14 protein-coding genes and 1 pseudogene are annotated in these 17,077 nt (G+C 64.0%); 8 read left to right on the plus strand and 7 right to left on the minus strand.

What is annotated here, in order from left to right; genetic code table 11:
* Window positions 1–78 precede the first annotated feature (78 nt).
* Window positions 79–279: a tyrosine-type recombinase/integrase gene (locus PYV00_RS23445; protein WP_275230840.1), complete on the plus strand. Its 201-nt coding sequence runs from the start codon at window positions 79–81 to the stop codon at window positions 277–279.
* 82 nt (window positions 280–361) lie between these two features.
* Here the strand turns inward: PYV00_RS23445 and PYV00_RS23450 are convergent.
* From PYV00_RS23450 to PYV00_RS23465, 4 genes and pseudogenes are all read right to left on the minus strand, one after another.
* Window positions 362–988 (minus strand): annotated as a pseudogene (locus PYV00_RS23450) (ArdC family protein); the annotation flags it as partial.
* 84 nt (window positions 989–1,072) lie between these two features.
* Window positions 1,073–3,181: a ParB/RepB/Spo0J family partition protein gene (locus PYV00_RS23455; RefSeq protein ID WP_275230841.1), complete on the minus strand. Its 2,109-nt coding sequence runs from the start codon at window positions 3,179–3,181 to the stop codon at window positions 1,073–1,075.
* Window positions 3,182–3,312: 131 nt separating this feature from the next.
* Window positions 3,313–3,705 carry a Cu(I)-responsive transcriptional regulator gene (gene cueR, locus PYV00_RS23460; RefSeq protein ID WP_275230764.1) on the minus strand — a complete coding sequence of 131 codons (393 nt, stop codon included), beginning with the start codon at window positions 3,703–3,705 and terminating at the stop codon, window positions 3,313–3,315.
* Window positions 3,702–6,065 (minus strand): heavy metal translocating P-type ATPase, encoded by a 2,364-nt coding sequence (locus PYV00_RS23465; RefSeq protein WP_275230765.1) that lies wholly within the window; start codon window positions 6,063–6,065, stop codon window positions 3,702–3,704. The genes cueR and PYV00_RS23465 overlap by 4 nt, the downstream gene beginning before the upstream one ends.
* Before the next feature lie 250 nt (window positions 6,066–6,315).
* Here PYV00_RS23465 and PYV00_RS23470 point away from each other — a divergent pair, with 250 nt between their 5' ends.
* The 3 genes from PYV00_RS23470 to PYV00_RS23480 all read left to right on the plus strand — a co-directional run bounded on the left by PYV00_RS23470 (window position 6,316) and on the right by PYV00_RS23480 (window position 9,249).
* On the plus strand, window positions 6,316–7,152 hold the full coding sequence (locus PYV00_RS23470; protein WP_275230767.1) for a universal stress protein: 837 nt from the start codon (window positions 6,316–6,318) through the stop codon (window positions 7,150–7,152).
* Window positions 7,153–7,313: 161 nt separating this feature from the next.
* Window positions 7,314–8,921, plus strand: coding sequence for an MBL fold metallo-hydrolase (locus tag PYV00_RS23475; protein WP_275230842.1), 1,608 nt, complete (start codon window positions 7,314–7,316; stop codon window positions 8,919–8,921).
* A gap of 85 nt (window positions 8,922–9,006) precedes the next feature.
* Window positions 9,007–9,249 (plus strand): YdcH family protein, encoded by a 243-nt coding sequence (locus PYV00_RS23480; RefSeq protein WP_275230768.1) that lies wholly within the window; start codon window positions 9,007–9,009, stop codon window positions 9,247–9,249.
* A gap of 232 nt (window positions 9,250–9,481) precedes the next feature.
* On the opposite strand, the gene PYV00_RS23485 is transcribed toward PYV00_RS23480, so the two are convergent.
* Both PYV00_RS23485 and PYV00_RS23490 read right to left on the minus strand, forming a co-directional pair.
* Complete coding sequence (locus PYV00_RS23485; protein ID WP_275230769.1) at window positions 9,482–10,315, minus strand: universal stress protein; 834 nt, start codon at window positions 10,313–10,315, stop codon at window positions 9,482–9,484.
* A 147-nt stretch (window positions 10,316–10,462) separates the two neighbouring features.
* Window positions 10,463–11,284, minus strand: a complete 822-nt coding sequence (locus tag PYV00_RS23490) for a universal stress protein (protein WP_275230770.1) — start codon at window positions 11,282–11,284, stop codon at window positions 10,463–10,465.
* A 299-nt stretch (window positions 11,285–11,583) separates the two neighbouring features.
* Between PYV00_RS23490 and PYV00_RS23495 the strand changes: the two genes are divergently transcribed.
* From PYV00_RS23495 to PYV00_RS23510, 4 genes are all read left to right on the plus strand, one after another.
* Complete coding sequence (locus tag PYV00_RS23495) at window positions 11,584–12,846, plus strand: MgtC/SapB family protein (RefSeq protein WP_275230771.1); 1,263 nt, start codon at window positions 11,584–11,586, stop codon at window positions 12,844–12,846.
* Between the two features lie 817 nt (window positions 12,847–13,663).
* A complete protein-coding gene (locus tag PYV00_RS23500; protein ID WP_275230772.1) occupies window positions 13,664–15,193 on the plus strand; it encodes a sensor histidine kinase in 1,530 nt (509 codons plus the stop codon).
* On the plus strand, window positions 15,190–15,882 hold the full coding sequence (locus PYV00_RS23505; protein ID WP_275230773.1) for a response regulator transcription factor: 693 nt from the start codon (window positions 15,190–15,192) through the stop codon (window positions 15,880–15,882). Before PYV00_RS23500 ends, PYV00_RS23505 begins: the two co-directional genes overlap by 4 nt.
* Before the next feature lie 153 nt (window positions 15,883–16,035).
* Window positions 16,036–16,233 (plus strand): hypothetical protein, encoded by a 198-nt coding sequence (locus tag PYV00_RS23510; protein WP_275230774.1) that lies wholly within the window; start codon window positions 16,036–16,038, stop codon window positions 16,231–16,233.
* 151 nt (window positions 16,234–16,384) lie between these two features.
* On the opposite strand, the gene PYV00_RS23515 is transcribed toward PYV00_RS23510, so the two are convergent.
* Entirely contained in the window at window positions 16,385–16,696 is a 312-nt protein-coding gene (locus tag PYV00_RS23515) for a DUF1476 domain-containing protein (protein WP_342803840.1), read from the minus strand.
* Window positions 16,697–17,077 lie beyond the last annotated feature (381 nt).

A 17,077-nucleotide genomic window follows, 5' to 3' on the forward strand; every position in this document is an offset into this window, starting at 1 on the left:
TGCCTGACGGCATCGCGCACATGCCCAAGCATCGGCGCAAAACGGGTCACACCGCATACGCTGCGCCACAGTACGGCGATGAACCTACTCCACCATGGCGTCGATCAGGCCGTGATCGCGCTGTGGCTCGGTCATGAATCGGTCGAAACGACGCAGGTCTACATCCACGCCGACATGCGCTTGAAAGAAAAGGCACTCGCGCGCGTCGCCGCTCCGGATGTGCCGACAGGCCGGTTCCAGCCCGACGATCATCTCCTCGCGTTCCTCGAAGGGCTCTGATTATGCCGAGGTGCCGCATGGTGGATGGCCGGAAAACAAGGTCTTGGCCAACGCCATGCGGCATAATCCGGGTTACGGCATTATGCACGGTCTCATGGCAGCGGGTCGACGCGTAGTGATCCATGCTGCGGAACGATGTGCGGTTCGGCAGCTGGATATGGTCGAAGGTCGGCGTGAAGTAGGCCTGGTCACCGCCATGCCGGACGTCGGCCGGGATCGCGGCGAAGAAGGCGTCGATCGCGGCCTGGCGCGTCGATGGCGCCACGGGGACGTCCGGCTCCGCCGACGCGTAGAACCAGGTGGGAAGCGCATCGATCTGGTCGGCGTTGAAGACGATGTAATGACGCAGGAAACGGATATTCCGCTCGACCTCCTTGCCCGTTTCCGGGTGCTCCTCGCGCTTCTTGAACGAGGAGTAATAGACCGAGACAGCGCCGGTCTCGCCACGCCGGACGTTGGCGCCAAGCGCCTCGGCCTGCCGATAGGTCATCCAGAAGCGCGAGCGATAGCCCATCGCGTCGGCCAGCGCCCAGAGATAGAGCGTGTTGATCCCCGTGTACGGCGTGCCGCAGTGACGCAGGGGGCGGCCGCCGGCGCCGCTGCATCGCCAGGGCCGCGACCAGGGCGGAACGCCTTCCTCGAGCTTGCGAATGATGAGGTCGGTGATTTCCGCGGCGACGTCGCGGCTCGAACGCCGAGAGACTGGCATGGCGAGAACTCCCGAGTGGAAGGGAAAAAGGACCGCCGACGCCTGGAGAGCGCCGGCGGTCAGACATCCAGGAGGCGACAAGGATCAGGCGGCGAGCGCGTCCTGATCAGCCAGCGGTTGCGCGGTGTCGGTCTCGTTCGGGGAAACCGTCTCCGCCACCTCGCCCTCGCCAGCTTCGACGATCTCCGCATCGTCCATCTGCGCCTCGGCATCGTCTTCGGCGACCTCGAGATCGTCGGCTTCGGCCTGGTCGAGGAACTTCATCGCGTTCGGCACCCAGGCGAGCGCCGCGTCGCGAACCTCGGGCTCGACGATCGCTTCGCCGGCGAAGAGCTTCGCGCACGATTCCGAGATCTCGGACTTCTTCATCGTGGCGTGGCGCGCGGTGAGCGCGGCGCCGCCGACGTCGGCGAGGAGCGTCAGGATCGAGCCCTTGCTGACCCGGTCGAAGAAGTTCTCCGAGGTCGGACGCCACCAGCTGGCGACATCGACTTCCATGATGGTCGCCAGACGGTTGTGCAACGGGCACTGCTCGGCGCGATAGCTCGGCTTCGCCTCGAGCGACATCGCGACGATATAGGCGAGCCAGGCCGCCTTGCCGTCGTCGTCGAGCGCGCGGAACGCCTCGAACCGCTCGACCTCCGACTTGTGCTCGGTCCAGCTCGCATCGAGCCCGTCATGGGCCTCGGCGAGATAGCCGCGGGCACGGGTCGAAGGCTGTTCACCGGACACGGGATCCTGCGGCGAGCGAGCGCGGATGGTCGAGCCATAGGCACTGAAGGTGCTCATCCGGTCGTCGATCATGACGAAGAGCGCATAGTCGAGCGCGAGCGCCGGATGGCTGAGCAGTGTGGCGGCGAGCACGTCGCGCCGCTGCATGGCGAGCTCGTCATAGAGCCGCGCGCTGAGCGGCTTGCCGCCGGGGGCCACGGCCTCCGGACGAGGCGGCGGGGACGCGTGCTCCCGCCCGGTGCCGCCGGCCCGGCCGCTGGTGCCGCTGTCCTCGTCGCCCCCGGCCTCGTCATCCGAACCGCCGACCTGAACGGGCTCCTCGCTGTAATATTCCGTATCGAGGACCATCTCACCCTTGGGCGTCAGCTTGAGGAACGCACCGACCAGGGGCTTGATCTCGTCAGGCAGCACCGGCGCCACATTGTGGATCGCATGCTCCTCTTCGGAGAGCGTGTCATATTCCTGGTCGAGCGCCTTGTAGGCTTCCTCGGTGATGATCTCGTCGTCCATCTCCTCGGCGATGGCCTCCTGCCGCTGCGTGATCGCGTCGAGACGGGCCAGCTGCTCTTCGGTGAGATCGGGCGCCGGCAGGATGACGCGGTAGAGGCCGGCCGCGGCGCTGTGCGTGTAGTTCGACGCGATCGGGCGGATCCATGCAAGGCCGCGCTCTTCGCCGATCCGCTTGGCCTCCGCTTCCATGATGTCGGCCGCGAGCCGCTGCGCGATCTCGGGGTTGACCCATTTGTCGCCGCTGTCGCTGAAGAGGTCGCGGTCGATCTTGCCGCCGGCTTCGACATAGCGGTCCTCGCCGACCAGGATGGCGACCGGATCGTTCGACTTCATCGTCTCGTTGGCGATGACACGGCGGATCGTGTCGGCATTGGCGTAGCCCGTGCCGTAGGTGTTCCAGACGAGGAGCTGCTTTTCCTGGTTCTCGGTCGAGGCGTAGGCCTTGGCGACATCGAGCGTGATCGTGCCCTCACTGAGCGCCTCGAAGATCGGCTCGGCCAGCGTCGCGAGCCGCAGACGGCCTTCGACGAAGCGGCGCGTCAGGCCGAAGCGCTTGGCGACGCCGTCGATGTCGCCATTGAGGCCGATGAAATACTGGAACGCGCGGCATTCCTCGGCGGGCGTCATCTTGAGCTGATGGAAGTTGGCCGCGGTCGACGTTTCGGACAGGGTCGCCTCGTCGCCGACCAGGACCTTCACGGGCACGTCGTAGGTGTCGGGATCGATGACGCCCCGCTCGGCGAGCATGAGCAGGCCGCGCAGGCGGCGGCCGCCATCGAACACCTCGAAGGTGCCGCGCGGCTTCTTGACGGGCGTGACGAGCAGGTTCTGGAGGACGCCGCGCGCCTCGAGGTCGGCGGCCATCTGCGGGATCTCGAGCAGATCGTCGGGCCGCTTGCGGACGTTGATCGGCGAAAGCGTAAGCTTCGCAAGCTTCACGGAAGTGGTCATGGGAAGAGCTCCATCTGGCGTCCGGACCAGCCCGGACACCAGCTCGGCTCCCCCCTTCCCTTTCATTGACGCTGTTGCCGCGTGCGGCGTCGCATCGAGCTGCAGGGAAGGTATCGCGCGATGCGCGCTTCTCACCCCTCTCCCGACATGCGTTCGATGATCGGACAATCGGGCCGGTCATCGCCGTGACAGCGGTCGGCCAGTTCCAGCAGGGTTCGGCGCAGCGCCTGAAGCGCCTCGGCCTTCCGGCCAAATTCTTCTGCGCGGGCGACGGCAAGGGCCTTCACCTCGGCGCTGGCCCGCTGCCTGTTGTCCCAAAGACCGAGGAGACCGCGGATCTCCTCGATCGGAAAGCCGAGGTCGCGCGCATTGGCGATGAAGCGCAGGCGGTGGACATCGGCGTCGGCATAGTCGCGATAGCCGCTGTCCCGGCGTGCCGGCGGGGGAATGAGGCCGATCTTCTCGTAGTGCCGGATCATCCGCTGCGAGACGCCGCTCGCCTGCGAGGCCGCGCCGATGTTCACAGCTTCACCCGGTTTAGGCGCAGCGCATTGGCGACGACACTGACCGACGACAGCGCCATCGCCGCGGCCGCGATCATCGGCGACAGCAGGATGCCGAAGACCGGATAGAGCAATCCGGCCGCGATCGGCACGCCCGCCGCGTTATAGATGAAGGCGAAGAACAGGTTCTGCCGGATATTGGCCATCGTCGCCTCGCTGAGCTGGCGGGCGCGAACGATGCCGTTGAGATCGCCCTTGACCAAGGTCACGCCCGCGCTCTCCATGGCGACGTCGGTGCCATGCCCCATCGCAATACCGACGTCGGCCGCCGCCAATGCCGGTGCATCATTGACCCCGTCGCCCGCCATCGCGACGACACGCCCTTCCTGCTTCAGCCGCGCGACGACATCCGCCTTCTGGTCGGGCAGCACATCGGCCTCCACCGCATCAATGCCCAGGCGGCGAGCGACCGCTTCGGCCGTGGTACGGTTGTCGCCAGTCAGCATCACCACCTTGATGCCGTCGGCGCGCAGGGCGGCCAACGCCTCCGGCGTTGTCGGCTTGATCGGATCGGCGATGGCGAAGATCCCCACGGCCCGGTCATCCAGCCCCATGAAGATCGCGGTCGCGCCATCCGCGCGAAGCGCGTCGGCCTCGGCGGCAAGCGCGCTGGTATCGATCCCGGCTTCGCCCAGAAAGCGGGCATTGCCGAGCGTGACGCGCTGGCCCTCAATGCTGCCCAGGGCACCCTTGCCGGTCGGTGAGTCAAAGTCCGCCACAGCGGGAATCTCGATGTTCCGAGCGACGGCCGCGTCAACGATCGCGAGTGCAAGCGGGTGTTCCGATGCACGTTCGACACCAGCAGCGATGCGAAGCAGTTCCGTTTCCGCGAAACCATCCGCGGCAATGATCCGGGTGACGGCGGGTTTGCCCTCGGTCAGCGTGCCGGTCTTGTCGACGACCAGCGTATCGACCTTCTCCATCTGCTCCAGCGCCTCGGCATTCTTGATGAGGACACCGAGCCCAGCGCCGCGACCGACGCCGACCATGATCGACATCGGCGTCGCAAGTCCCAGCGCGCAGGGGCAGGCGATGATGAGCACCGCCACCGCCGCGACCAGACCGTGCGCCAGACGCGGCTCCGGTCCCCAAATGCCCCATGCGCCGAACGCGATAACCGCGACTGCCAGCACCGCCGGCACGAACCAGCCGGCGACCTGATCGGCCATGCGCTGGATCGGCGCCCGAGATCGCTGTGCGTCGGCGACCATCTGGACGATGCGCGCCAGCATGGTGTCGCGTCCGATCCTGTCGGCCCGGATCACCAAAGCGCCGCTCTGGTTGATCGTGCCGCCGATCACCGCGTCGGCGATCGTCCTGGTGACCGGCATGGATTCGCCCGTCACCATCGATTCGTCGATCGCGGAACGCCCTTCCTCGACGACGCCGTCGACCGGGACCTTTTCACCCGGGCGCACGCGCAGCCGGTCTCCCACCGCGACCTCGTCGAGCGGAATTTCCGCTTCGCTGCCATCGTCGGCAATGCGGCGCGCTGTTTTTGGCGCCAGGTTGAGCAAGGCCTTGATCGCCCCGGAGGTCCGTTCGCGCGCGCGCAGTTCGAGGACTTGCCCCAGCAGCACCAGCACGGTGATCACGGCGGCCGCTTCAAAATAGACAGGGACTGATCCATCGGCGGTGCGGAAGGCGGCCGGAAAAATGCCGGGCGCCAGTGTCGCGACAACGCTGTAGGACCAGGCGACGCCGGTCCCCATGGCGATCAGCGTAAACATGTTGAGATTGCGCGTCTTGAGCGAAGCCCAGCCACGCTCGAAGAAGGGCCAGCCCGCCCACAGCACGACCGGCGTCGCCAGTGCGAACTGGATCCAGATCGAGATCTTGATCGGCACCAGATGATGGAGCGCCGGGAAGAGGTGGCCGCCCATTTCGAGAATGAAGACCGGCAAAGCCAGCACCAGGGCGATCCAGAAGCGCCGCGTCATGTCGACAAGCTCGGCGCTCGGCCCGGTGTCGGCCGTCACCATTTCAGGTTCGAGCGCCATGCCGCAGATCGGACAGGCGCCGGGTTGGTCCTCGCGGATCTCGGGATGCATCGGGCAGGTCCAGATCGTCCCTGCAGGGACTTGCACGGCAGAGACCGCGGGCTTGTCCAGATAGGCCTCCGGGTTTGCGACGAATTTTGTCCGGCAGCCGGCGCTGCAGAAATGATAGTCTTGGCCAGCGTGGGCGGCATGATGCACGGTTTTCCCGGGATCGACGGTCATCCCGCAAACGGGATCGGTCACTGGGCCGGCGGTATGCGCGTCATGGCTCGCGCAGCAGCTATGGCCCCCGGAATGCGCGCCGTGTTTCGACTCGGTCATCAACGGTCTCCTTCCATCGCATGGCAATCTGGAGGTTGACACCATGTCAGAGTCAAGGGGCCTATGATCCCTGCAATGCGGCAAGCGAGGCGGCTATGTCGCTCTGCTCTCCAACGGCTGCCGTTCGAACGGACGGACAAGGTTCGCAGCGCGCTGGCGGTGGAAATCGGCCGGTCTTGCCCTCCGTGAAACTACGGATCGGCTCACTTCGACGGTCCTGTCATAGGCTGCTTAACAAGCGGAGAAATATATGCCTGTGCGCGACATCATTCTGCAGATGAACAGCTATCCCGAGCCGACACCGGGCTGGGCGCTGGAGGCTGCCGTCTCGCTCGCGCAGGGTTGCGGCGCCAGGCTCTCGGCCGGGGTTTGTGAGGTCTATATTCCTCCGGTTTCCAACTGGCTCGCCAACAAGCTGGTCAATGCCGATGGCATGATCGCGGCTGAGAACCACAAGAGTTCCGAAAATGCAAAGACGCTGCTCTCGCAATTCTCGTCGACCGTTGGCGCTGACCTTGTTGGGGAGACACTGCTCATCCGGTGCCCAGGCTCGGTCACGCACTGGCAGCTCGCCGCGAAAGCGTGCGCCTATGATCTGATCGTCGTGCCGGTCTACGGCCATCAGAATACCATCGCGATGACGGAGGGTCTGATTTTCGAGGCCGGTCGGCCCGTGCTACTGCTTCCCGAGCCCGGCGGCGCTCCGCTCCGGTTCGATCATGTCGTGATCGGCTGGGATGGCAGCCGTGCCGCGGCGCGAGCCTTGGCGGATTCCCTGAGCTTCTGCCGCGCGGCGAGCAAGGTCACCATCGCCAGCGTGACCAAGGACAAGGACCTGTCGAAGGCCGCGCCGGTCTCCGACGTCGTTCGTCATCTCGGCCGGCACGATGTCGCCGCCGAAGCCATCGAGATCCCCGCCGACGGCTCAGATGCCGGCCTGGTCCTCCAGTCCTTTTGCGAGCGGTCGGGCGGCGACCTCCTCGTCATGGGCGCATATGGTCATTCGCGGGTGCGCGAGTTCGTGCTCGGCGGCGCGACGCGCTCGGTGCTTGAGGCCCCGAAGCTGCCGATCTTCCTGTCGCACTAGGCTTCCGGGGTGGGCGCGCGGGGCGCCTGTGCGCGCTTCAGGCTCCCGGTCCGTATGACCATTGGGCGAGACCTCGCGCTACGGGAATTCTCGCATAGCCGGAGCCTTTGCGGCCACTAGGGTTGCCTGAAAAGCAGATCGAGCTGAAGCGGAGTGCGCCGATGAGCAAAGAGCCCAAGATTACCTTCCACGGCGCGGCGGGGACCGTCACCGGATCGTGCATGGAGCTGCAATATGATGGGCAAACGGTCCTCATCGATTGCGGATTGTTCCAGGGATCGCGCACGTTGGAAGGTCTCAATCGCGAGCCCTTTTCGTTCGATGTTCGCCGGCTTACCGCGGTGATCCTGACACATGCGCATATCGACCATAGCGGCTTGCTGCCCAAGCTCGTCGCGGAGGGATATCGTGGGCCGATCTACGCGACGGCGCATACGCGTGACCTCCTCTACTACATGCTGCCTGACGCCGGCCGCATCCAGGAGAGCGAGGCCGAGCGGCGCAATCGACGCCAGGATCGGCGCGACGAGGTACCGATCGAGCCGATCTACACCGAGGCCGACTCAAAGGCAGCCTATGAGCAGATCGAGACGGTCGCACTGAACCAATGGTTCGATGCGGCGGCGGCATTCAAGGCCCGGCTCTGGAATGCCGGACACATCCTGGGATCCGCATCCGTCGAACTCGAGGTAGGCGGTGCCCGTCTGCTTTTCTCCGGGGATCTCGGCCCCGATCACAAGGCGTTCCACGCCGATCCCGAAGGGCCTGCCGGCCTGGACCATGTGATCTGCGAGAGCACCTACGGCGATCGCATTCGCGAGGATGTGACGATCGAGCAGCGGCGGACATTGCTCGAGGCTGAAATCAAGGCGGCGCTCACGCGCGGGGGCAATCTCGTCATACCTGTCTTCGCGCTCGAACGGACCCAGGAACTGTTGCTCGACATCGCGACGCTCATCAACACGGGCCGCCTGGCGCATCCGCAGGTCTTCATCGACTCGCCGCTGGCGACGCGAGCAACCGAGGTGTTCGCAAAGCATGCCGGCGAGCTGGAAGACATGGGTTCGGACGAGATTTTCCGCCATCCCTCGTTCCATTACACCGGAAGCACGATGGAATCGATGCGCCTGAACGATCTGTCGGGCGCGATCATCATGGCTGCGTCCGGCATGTGCGAAGCAGGGCGCATCCGTCACCACCTTCGGCATAATCTCGCGAGGCGGGAGTCGACGATCCTGTTCGTCGGGTTCCAGGCGGCCGGTTCGTTGGGGAGAACGATCCTCGATGGCGCCAATCGTGTCCGCATATGGGGGCAGGATGTGGCGGTTCGTGCCCAGATCCGGCGGATCGACAGCTATTCGGCGCATGGCGACCAGAACGACCTCCAGCGGTGGATCAAGGGACGCCAGCCGATCGACGGCAGTCTCTTCCTCAGCCACGGCGAAGCCGGTTCAATCGAGACGTTTCGGCGGCTGCTCCAGGCGGAGAATGCGGCGATGTCGATCATCACCCCGCGGATTGGCGAGACCTATTCGCTGCCTCCCCGCGGAGCGGCCAAGCGGCTGAAGACCGGAGATCCGGAACTGCAAGGCGTAGTCGGGAGGGATTGGCAGAACGACTATGCCGATTTCTCGGTCCACCTGAAGAAGGAACTGCAGAGCATCGAGAGCGCGTCGGCACGCCGGGAGGCGCTTGCGCGGATGGGCGAGATCTTGCGTTCCTATCAGTCGCATCGCGAGAAGCGAAAGCACCGGAATGACCAACCCTGAGGCCCGCTCTGATTAGGGAACCTCCTTATGGGCACGCCCCCGACGGCCTTTTATCACGCTTGGATGAAAACCAACGGAGTATGATATGTCGAATACCCCCCATACCTTGGGTGAAGAATTCCCAGGCCAGATGGACAGCATCCATGCATTGAAGATCTCGGATCCGAACTTTGCGCAGTTGCTCGCCGACTATGATGAGGTGAACGACGAAATTCACTTGGCTGAGACGAATGTCCAGCCGACGTCGCAGGATCACGAGACGGCGCTTCGCAAACGCCGCCTGGCGATCAAGGACCAGATCGCACAAGCGCTGGCGCCAACCGCGTGATCGCTTGAGATGGGCCGGATGCGCTGCGTCCGGCCCATCTCAGCAGCTTACGGGCATCGCCGCCTTCGGGAAATCGCCGTTGGATACACACGCATGGTGAGATGTTTACGGCCGATGCAGGAACCGCGCGCCGAACAGTACCGGGTAGACCGGGCGACCTGCGAGACGTGGCACCACCACCACCAAAGGCTCCCGAAAAGGCCCCCAATGCCACTCGGGACCACTTGCCCATTCAGCGCGACAGAAGAACCGGGAGCGATGCGTCGTCGATCAGGTCGCGGGTGACGCCGCCGAGCAGGATATCGCGCATCCGCGAATGAGCAAAAGCGCCGATCGCGAGAAGATCGGCCCCGTTCTCGGCTGCAAAGCGCTGTAGAACCGTGGAAATGCGCCGGCCGGCCGCGCTGAGCACATGAACGTCAACCTTGAAGCCGTGGCGGGCAAGATGGCGGGCGATATCCGAGCCGGGTACGGGACCGTGGCCTTCGGCGGTGGATTCCGGATCGACGCAGACAATATCGATTACGGCGCCCGGATTTACGACATCGATCAGGTCACGGGCGGCCCGGCGCGCCTCTTTGGAGGCATCCCACCCCAGGACGGCGCGATCCACGCGCTCAAGCTTTGCGTTGTCGGGCAAACACAGGACAGGACCGCCCGATCCCGTGACGGCGGCCTGCAAGCTCCGGCGGCGGAGCTTCTGGTTCTCGAAAGCCGAGGCGCCGCCGATCAACAGAAGATCGGCATAACGCCCTTCGACACGAGACGCTCCGCCGAGATAGGCCAGGGCATCGGCAACCGGACGAACCTCGACGGGAACGGCCTCGTCCTTCACCGCCGCCTTCACCGCTTCGGTACGGCGCTGCTCTTCTTCATCGATGCGGTCGAGGATAACCGGATAATAGTCGAAGGGCGGCAACACAGCGGCATTGTCGAAGATATCCATCATCAAGGATATCGCGAGATGCGCGTCCTGCGCGGCGGCGAACGCCGTGGCGCGCTGGATAAGGCTGCGCGCGGCTTCGCCATTGTCCACGATTGCGACCAAGTCCTTCAGCATCGTCATTTCCCCCTGATTGATCGAAAATTCGGGCCCGCGTCGGGGCGTCTCACAGACGCTGGACGATCGAAATAGCTGGGTGACGGGTCACTTGCCTGTCCAGGATGTCGCCCAACATTGTCGATGCCTCTCTTCTGGTGCCGGCGTGCGGGATCAGTGCGAAAACAGGAGCGGGATCGGCGCCCCGCCGAGCAGGTCGCGGGTCACGCCGCCAAGGATCATTTCGCGCAGGCGCGAATGTCCGTATGCGCCGAGCGACAGTAGCGCCGCCCCGCGCTCGCGAGCCGCCTTCACCAGCCCATTGGCGTCCGACAGTTCGTCCGCCCAGGCGGGAACCACCGTCGCGGCGAAGCCGTGGCGGGCGAGATGGCGGGCGATGTCCGCGCCAGGTTCCGAGCCGTGCCCCTTGGTCGAGGGCTTGGCATCGAGAACGATCACGTCGATCTTGGCGCCCGGCGCGGCAAAGGCCGACGCTGCGCGCAAGGCATGGGTCGACTCGCGCGTGGCGTTCCAGCCGATCGCGAGATGTCCGATCGGGCGCGGTTTGTGCCCGTTGGGCACGATCAGGACCGGTCGGCCCGAGGCGAACAAGATACTCTCGATGGTTTCGCGGCGGATCGGCGGATAGTCGTAGTTCTCGGCAGGACCGAACAGGACGACATCGGCGTAGCGCGCATAGACCGCAGCCTTGGTGAAGATGACCGCCGGCTGGTCGGAAATCGTGCGGAGCTCGACATGGGAGCCGCCAGCAAGCTTGGCGATACGCTGCTGCTTGGCCTCGACCGCTTCGGTGTAGTCCTGAAGGAAGACGTAGGGCCGCGCGATCGTCAGCGCATAGTCGGCCGATGGGAGCGCCGAGAGGACGACGAATGAAAGGCTGGCATTGTGAAACTCGGCAAAGGCGAGCGCGTCGCGCAGGAACTGCTCGTCCTTGTCGCCGGTATCGACCACGGCGAGGATGTCCCTGATAGCCATTCTTCCCTCCGATTTGATGGTATTTGGCTACCCCGTGCCGGAGAGCATTTCATTTGGGTGTTTTACGTAGTCGTAGAGCGTCGAGGGTTGGCTCGACAACACACACCCGGCTGACCGCGGCATGGAACAGATGCGGATTCCCATCTGGGCCCGCCGAAGCTAGGCAGGTGTCATGCGAAGTGCCTGGCTGGACGGATGGAGATGGAATGCGGACGAATGCATGACGGGTGCGGGCGCCAAGGCGGCAGGGCGCCGATTCCGCGCATGCCCGGAATGCCGAACCTTCGCGGGCATGTTTCGTGAACGTCCCTGACACGGAATTGCTGCGAACGCTGGCCGCTTCGCTTGCCGTCGGCATCCTGATCGGGATCGAGCGCGGATGGCGTCAGCGTGACGCGTCCGATGGAAGCCGGGTCAGCGGTCTGCGCACGTTCGGCCTGCTCGGCCTCATTGGCGGGCTGGCGGGCCATCTTCCCGAGCTGTTGGGTGCCGTGATCGGTCTCGCCGTCCTGGCGAGCCTGGTTCTGGGATATCGCGGCGAGCTGGCCCGGCAAGGCAGCCTCTCGGTCACCACCACTCTCGTCGGGATCATCACCTTCGCGTTGGGCTTTGTCGCGGCAGAGGGGTTGGTGAGCGAAGCGCTCGCCCTGGCCGCCGTGACGACACTCATCCTCACGCTGCGGGGCCAGGCCCATGCAATGTTGAAGGGAATGTCCAAGCAGGAAGTGGAATCCATCGCCCGCTTCGCGCTCGTCGCGCTCGTCATTCTGCCGCTGTTGCCCGACGCGAACCTCGGTCCTTGGGACGCCTGGAATCCGCGCAAGATCTGGATGGTCGTGGTCGTCGTCCTCGGTCTCTCCTTCGCGGGCTATGTCGCAACCCGCCGGCTGGGCGCGGAAAAGGGCATCATGATAACGGCGCTGTGCGGTTCGCTCGTCTCTTCGACGGCCGTCACCGCAGCCTACGCGCGCCGGCTGCGCCAGAAGGACGGTCCTGAAGGCCCGCTGATCGCGGGAATTGCGCTCGCGTCGCTGGTGATGTTCGTTCGGGTCCAGATCCTCTCGATCGCGCTGGTCCCTTACACAAGCCGGTCGCTCGCCCTGGCGATGATCCCGGCCTTCATCGTCGGGGGAGTGACGACGCTCCTTGCCCTGCGGGCGCGGGGTTCCGAAGCTCACGCAGGCGAGGTCAAGCTTGGTAACCCGCTCGATTTCGGGCCGGCGCTGCTTCTCGCAGGCCTCGTTGCGGTGATGGCCGTCCCGGCGCGTTGGGCGCTTGATCGCTTCGGAGACCAGGGGATCGTCGTCGTCCTGGGCCTGACGGGAATGTGGGATGTCGATGCGGCGGTCGTCACCTTGGCCGGCATGCCTCGGACCATACTCGACGGGGAGACGGCGGGATTGGTGCTCGCCGTTCCCGTGCTCGCCAACACGGCGTTCAAGGGCATGCTCGCACTCGGGATCGCGGGGCCGCGCCGGCAGGGTTGGAAGGCGGCGGCGCCCCTGTTCGCATCGGTTCTCGCCTCGGGTGCGGGGATCGCGGCGTTGGTATCGCTCGGATAAAGCGGCCCACGGTCGTCGGCAAAGAAGCTGCTCCTGTCATCGCTGGCCTTTGGCTTCCGCTTGAAGGACAGTCCCGCCAGCCCTTCCCAGGATCGCTCGATGGATTGGCTCCGCAACGAGATCGGAACAGAGCTTCTGACCGGAGCGCCATCTCACTCGGGACAAGACACGCACTGCGTATAATTGCGAATAGGTTGAGAGGCTTTAGCGGTCGAAACTGCGTTCATGGCAAAAGGACCCAGTCAGCTATGTACACTCCATCCTCAGCAGAGGCGCGTGCGCGCCAGACCACGCAATCGCACGTGCGTGCCGCCATCGGATTGGCGCTGCTGTTCATGACGATGGGAACACAGCTGATCTGGACACTCGTTTCTTACTGACAGCCCCTCTCCTGTGAGCGCTCCGCCTGCACCCGCGGTCGCTATGGTACTGCGTTCATCATAGTCCCTCTACTGTTCTGGTCTTGATCGCGGGGGGCACAGGTTCCCTGTCGCTTTCATCGATACCACAGGAATCCAGATCGAACAGGATTTTGTCGCTTCCGGCGACGCGGCGCAGGTCGGCCTGCTCCCGGGGCCGGTGTACACGCGATTTGCATCGTACTCGGCGCTTTCGACCGGCGCGCCGCCAGGCGGTGGGAGCAACCCCGCCGCAGCAGCAACATTCTTCTGGCCACAAGTCGAACGCGCTGGGCTACCAAGAGCAAGCATGGCCACACCAAGCTTTCCGTTCATGGTCCCGATCTTCTGACCAGAGGTTCCGCACCACTTGATAGCCGAGTCTTGGGCGCGGCAGGCATTATGGGCTGTTTTTATGCATGGAAGCCGTTGTCCCTGACATGAAAGTCGAAAGCCAGCCGACACTCGCGGTCAAGTTGCAGCCGAGTTTGGCACTCCGCTTCGGTGATTGGCGATTGCCGGCGATCATTCTGACCGTCACGTCGATCCTGGGAATTGCGATGCAGCCGCTTCTGGGCGGTGAAGTATCGTCGGGATTGATCTTCGTGTTGGGGATTACGCTGGTCGGGGCCACGTCGGGCCTCACCCCCGCATTGGTCTGCGCCGTCCTTGCATCGGCAATCTTCAATTTCTTTCTGGCCGATCCGGTGCTCACGTTCCGCATTGCCAGCGGGGCCGACCTGGCGCCGCCGCTCATTTTCACGGCGTGCGCGATCGTCTCCGGACTTCTCGCGGGGCGCCTGAGGGACAAGTCGTTCCAGCTGGAGAAGACCAATCTGCAATTGCAGAGCTTGCTGGAGACGAGCCGTTTTCTCCAGCGGGCGGCCAACGAAGCCGAGGTGGCGGACGCCCTAAAAGCGCGTATCCCCGCACGCGCTGGCAACAAACTCGGTCTCTATCGGTGGACCCAGGACATGGCCATCCCGGTGGGCGACAGTCCGGACGATGAGGTCTGGATTGAGTTTGCCCAGCACAGCTTCGAAAGCGGACTGGAGGCCTTCAGCCAGGAAGGATTTACCGGCTACGCCTTGCCGGGACGCACCGGGACGGTTGGGCTTCTCGTCAGCGACGAGGCCGCCAGATCGGGGTTCGATCACAATTTCATGCTCGCGCTGGCGCAGGTCGCCGGCTTGGCACTCGAGCGCGCCCGCTTCGCCGCGGTGATCTCGGAAAACCAGGCCAACGCCCGCACGGAGGAATTGAAATCGGCCCTCCTATCCTCGGTCAGCCATGACTTGCGAACGCCGCTCACCGCGATCAGCGCCGCCGCATCGAGCCTCGTGACATATGAAAGCGAGCTGGACGTTGAAACGTCGCGCAATCTTCTGCTTGGCATCGTCGATGAATGCGACCGGCTCAACCGCTTCACCGCCAATCTTCTGGAGCTGAGCCGCCTGCAGTCCAGCGGAACGAACATCGAAGGGCAAGTCCTTTCCGTCCATGATATGGTACGCTCGGTCCTACAGCGCCTAGGGGCCCGTGCCGCCAGCCATGACATCCAGGTCTCCCTGCCTCGGCGCCCTATCCTGGTGCTTGCCGACACGGCCTTGTTCGAGTTGGCGCTGACGAACGTCATTCAGAATGCTCTGCTTTACAGCGAAGCGGGCACGACGGTGCTCATCCATAGCGAAGCCGATCGGAACGGTTGCACACTGACAATCACCGATCAGGGACGCGGGATTGCCAAAGCCGAGCAGGAACGAGTCTTCGAGCGCTTCTACCGCGCAAGGCGCAGCGAAGCCTCGCAAGGCAGCGGACTCGGCCTTGCGATCGCCAAAGGCTTCGTCGAAGCCTTCGACGGTTCGATAGAAATCAGATCGCCGGTGATCGGGAGCCGGGGAACATCCGTGATCATTCGGCTACCGATTGTCGAGGAGACGGCGACATGATGGAGGGGCATCTTTTGCTCGTCGACGATGAGCCCGCGCTCATCGCCGTGCTGCAACCCGTGCTCAAGGCGGCCGGCTGCACGGTGTCGGTGGCAACCGATGGCAACGCCGCGATCAGCGGCGTCGTCGCGCAGGACCCCGACGTCGTCCTGCTCGACCTCGGCCTGCCCGATATGGATGGCAAGGATGTCATCCGCATTATCCGCAAGTCCAGCCAGGTGCCGATCATCGTGATTTCGGCCCGGCATCAGCAAGCTGAGAAGATCGAAGCGCTCGATGAAGGCGCGGATGACTATGTGAACAAGCCCTTCGAGATCGGCGAGCTCATGGCGCGTATCCGCGCCGCCGTTCGCCGGTCCCAGACCTTTACGGCCAATGCCGAGGCCTTTGAATCCGGGCCGCTGCGCGTCGATTTCGCCAGGCGCAGGGTCGAACTGATGGGCGCGCAGATCAGGCTTTCGCCCAAGGAATACATGCTGCTTCATGCGCTTGCTCGAAATGGCGGGCATGTCGTCACGCACAAGCGCTTGCTGCACGCCGGTTGGGGAGGTTCCACATCCGACCTTCAATATCTGCGCGTTTACATGGGGCTGCTGCGACAAAAGCTGGAAGAGAACCCGTCCGAACCAGAATTGATCATAACTGAGCCTGGCGTGGGTTATCGTTTGATCGTGCAAGATCAAGCCTGAGGCTTCTGGCCACATACCGGCGGGCGGCCGGGCGCGGCGGCGCCTTCAAGTCGGTAAGGGCCATATTTCTACTATAGTATTTTTAGGTGCTTGGGTGGGCAGCCCACGATATCGCTGCGCGTCCCAGAGCTCTCGATATAGGTGGGGAATATGATGAAACGGACCGTCATTGGCATCTCGATTGCAGCGGCAGCGCTGTCGCTCGCGGCCTGCAAGAAGGACAATGCCGGCGAAGCGCTCGAAGCCGGCGCCGAAGCCTCCGAGGCGGCAAACGACGCGAGTGACGCGGCGGTGGACGCCAGCGCGGCTGCTTCCGACGCGGCCGCCGCGAGCGACAAAACAGCCAAATGATCTAGCACAGGGTTCAGCAGTTCGCTCGCTGGACCGCATCGGAACCCGGGCGGCGTGGATACCGCCCGGGTTCTGCTCTTCAGCAGGCTTGAACTCCACATTGCGTGCGCACTGATCCCCGCTTCGCCGGCGGCCGCTGGAAGCAATGCGTTCAGCTATTTTTGACCTGCTCAGCCGCGGTCGCCATCAGCTCATCCATTGCGCCGCGGATCTGCAGGTCCGACTGCGCTACGCCGGCCGCCTCGAAGTCGGCGCGCACCTTGCGCAGCACGTCGTCATCGCCGGCTTCCTCGAAGTCCGCGCGCACCACTTCTTTCGCATAATCTTCGGCGTCAGCACCGGTTTTTCCGAGCTTTTCAGCCGCCCACAGCCCCAGCAGCTTGTTGCGGCGCGCCATGGCCTTGAACTTCGTATCCTCGTCCAGGACGAACTTCCTCTCAAAGCCTTCCTGGCGGTCCTTCATGCTATTCATCGATTGGCCTTCTGCTTGAGTGAGCATTCCCTGTCATCCGACACCTGCCTGATGACAACATGTCAGATTGAACATGGCGCTGGCCGCAAGCCCTGACAAGGCGGCATAGTCCGCACGGATAGATGCCCGATTCCTATGACTTTTTTAGGTGCGGCGAACCGCCCTCGACTGTAGGCTATTGCGAGGAGGATGCCTGGGCTCTTCGCACCCAAAAATAGCGTAGGCCCCTCGTTTGAACCAAGTTCGTTCCCTGCCGGATCGAGTTGAACTTCGAGGTGATGTCGTCCGGCAATGTTAAGGTGGTACCATGCCGGTTTTCCAGCTGGTCATCCGATCGTCCGACGATGGACCGACTGAGACAATACAATTCGA

It is taken from the genome of Novosphingobium album (ex Liu et al. 2023), from assembly GCF_029076845.1.
Classification (GTDB): domain Bacteria; phylum Pseudomonadota; class Alphaproteobacteria; order Sphingomonadales; family Sphingomonadaceae; genus Novosphingobium.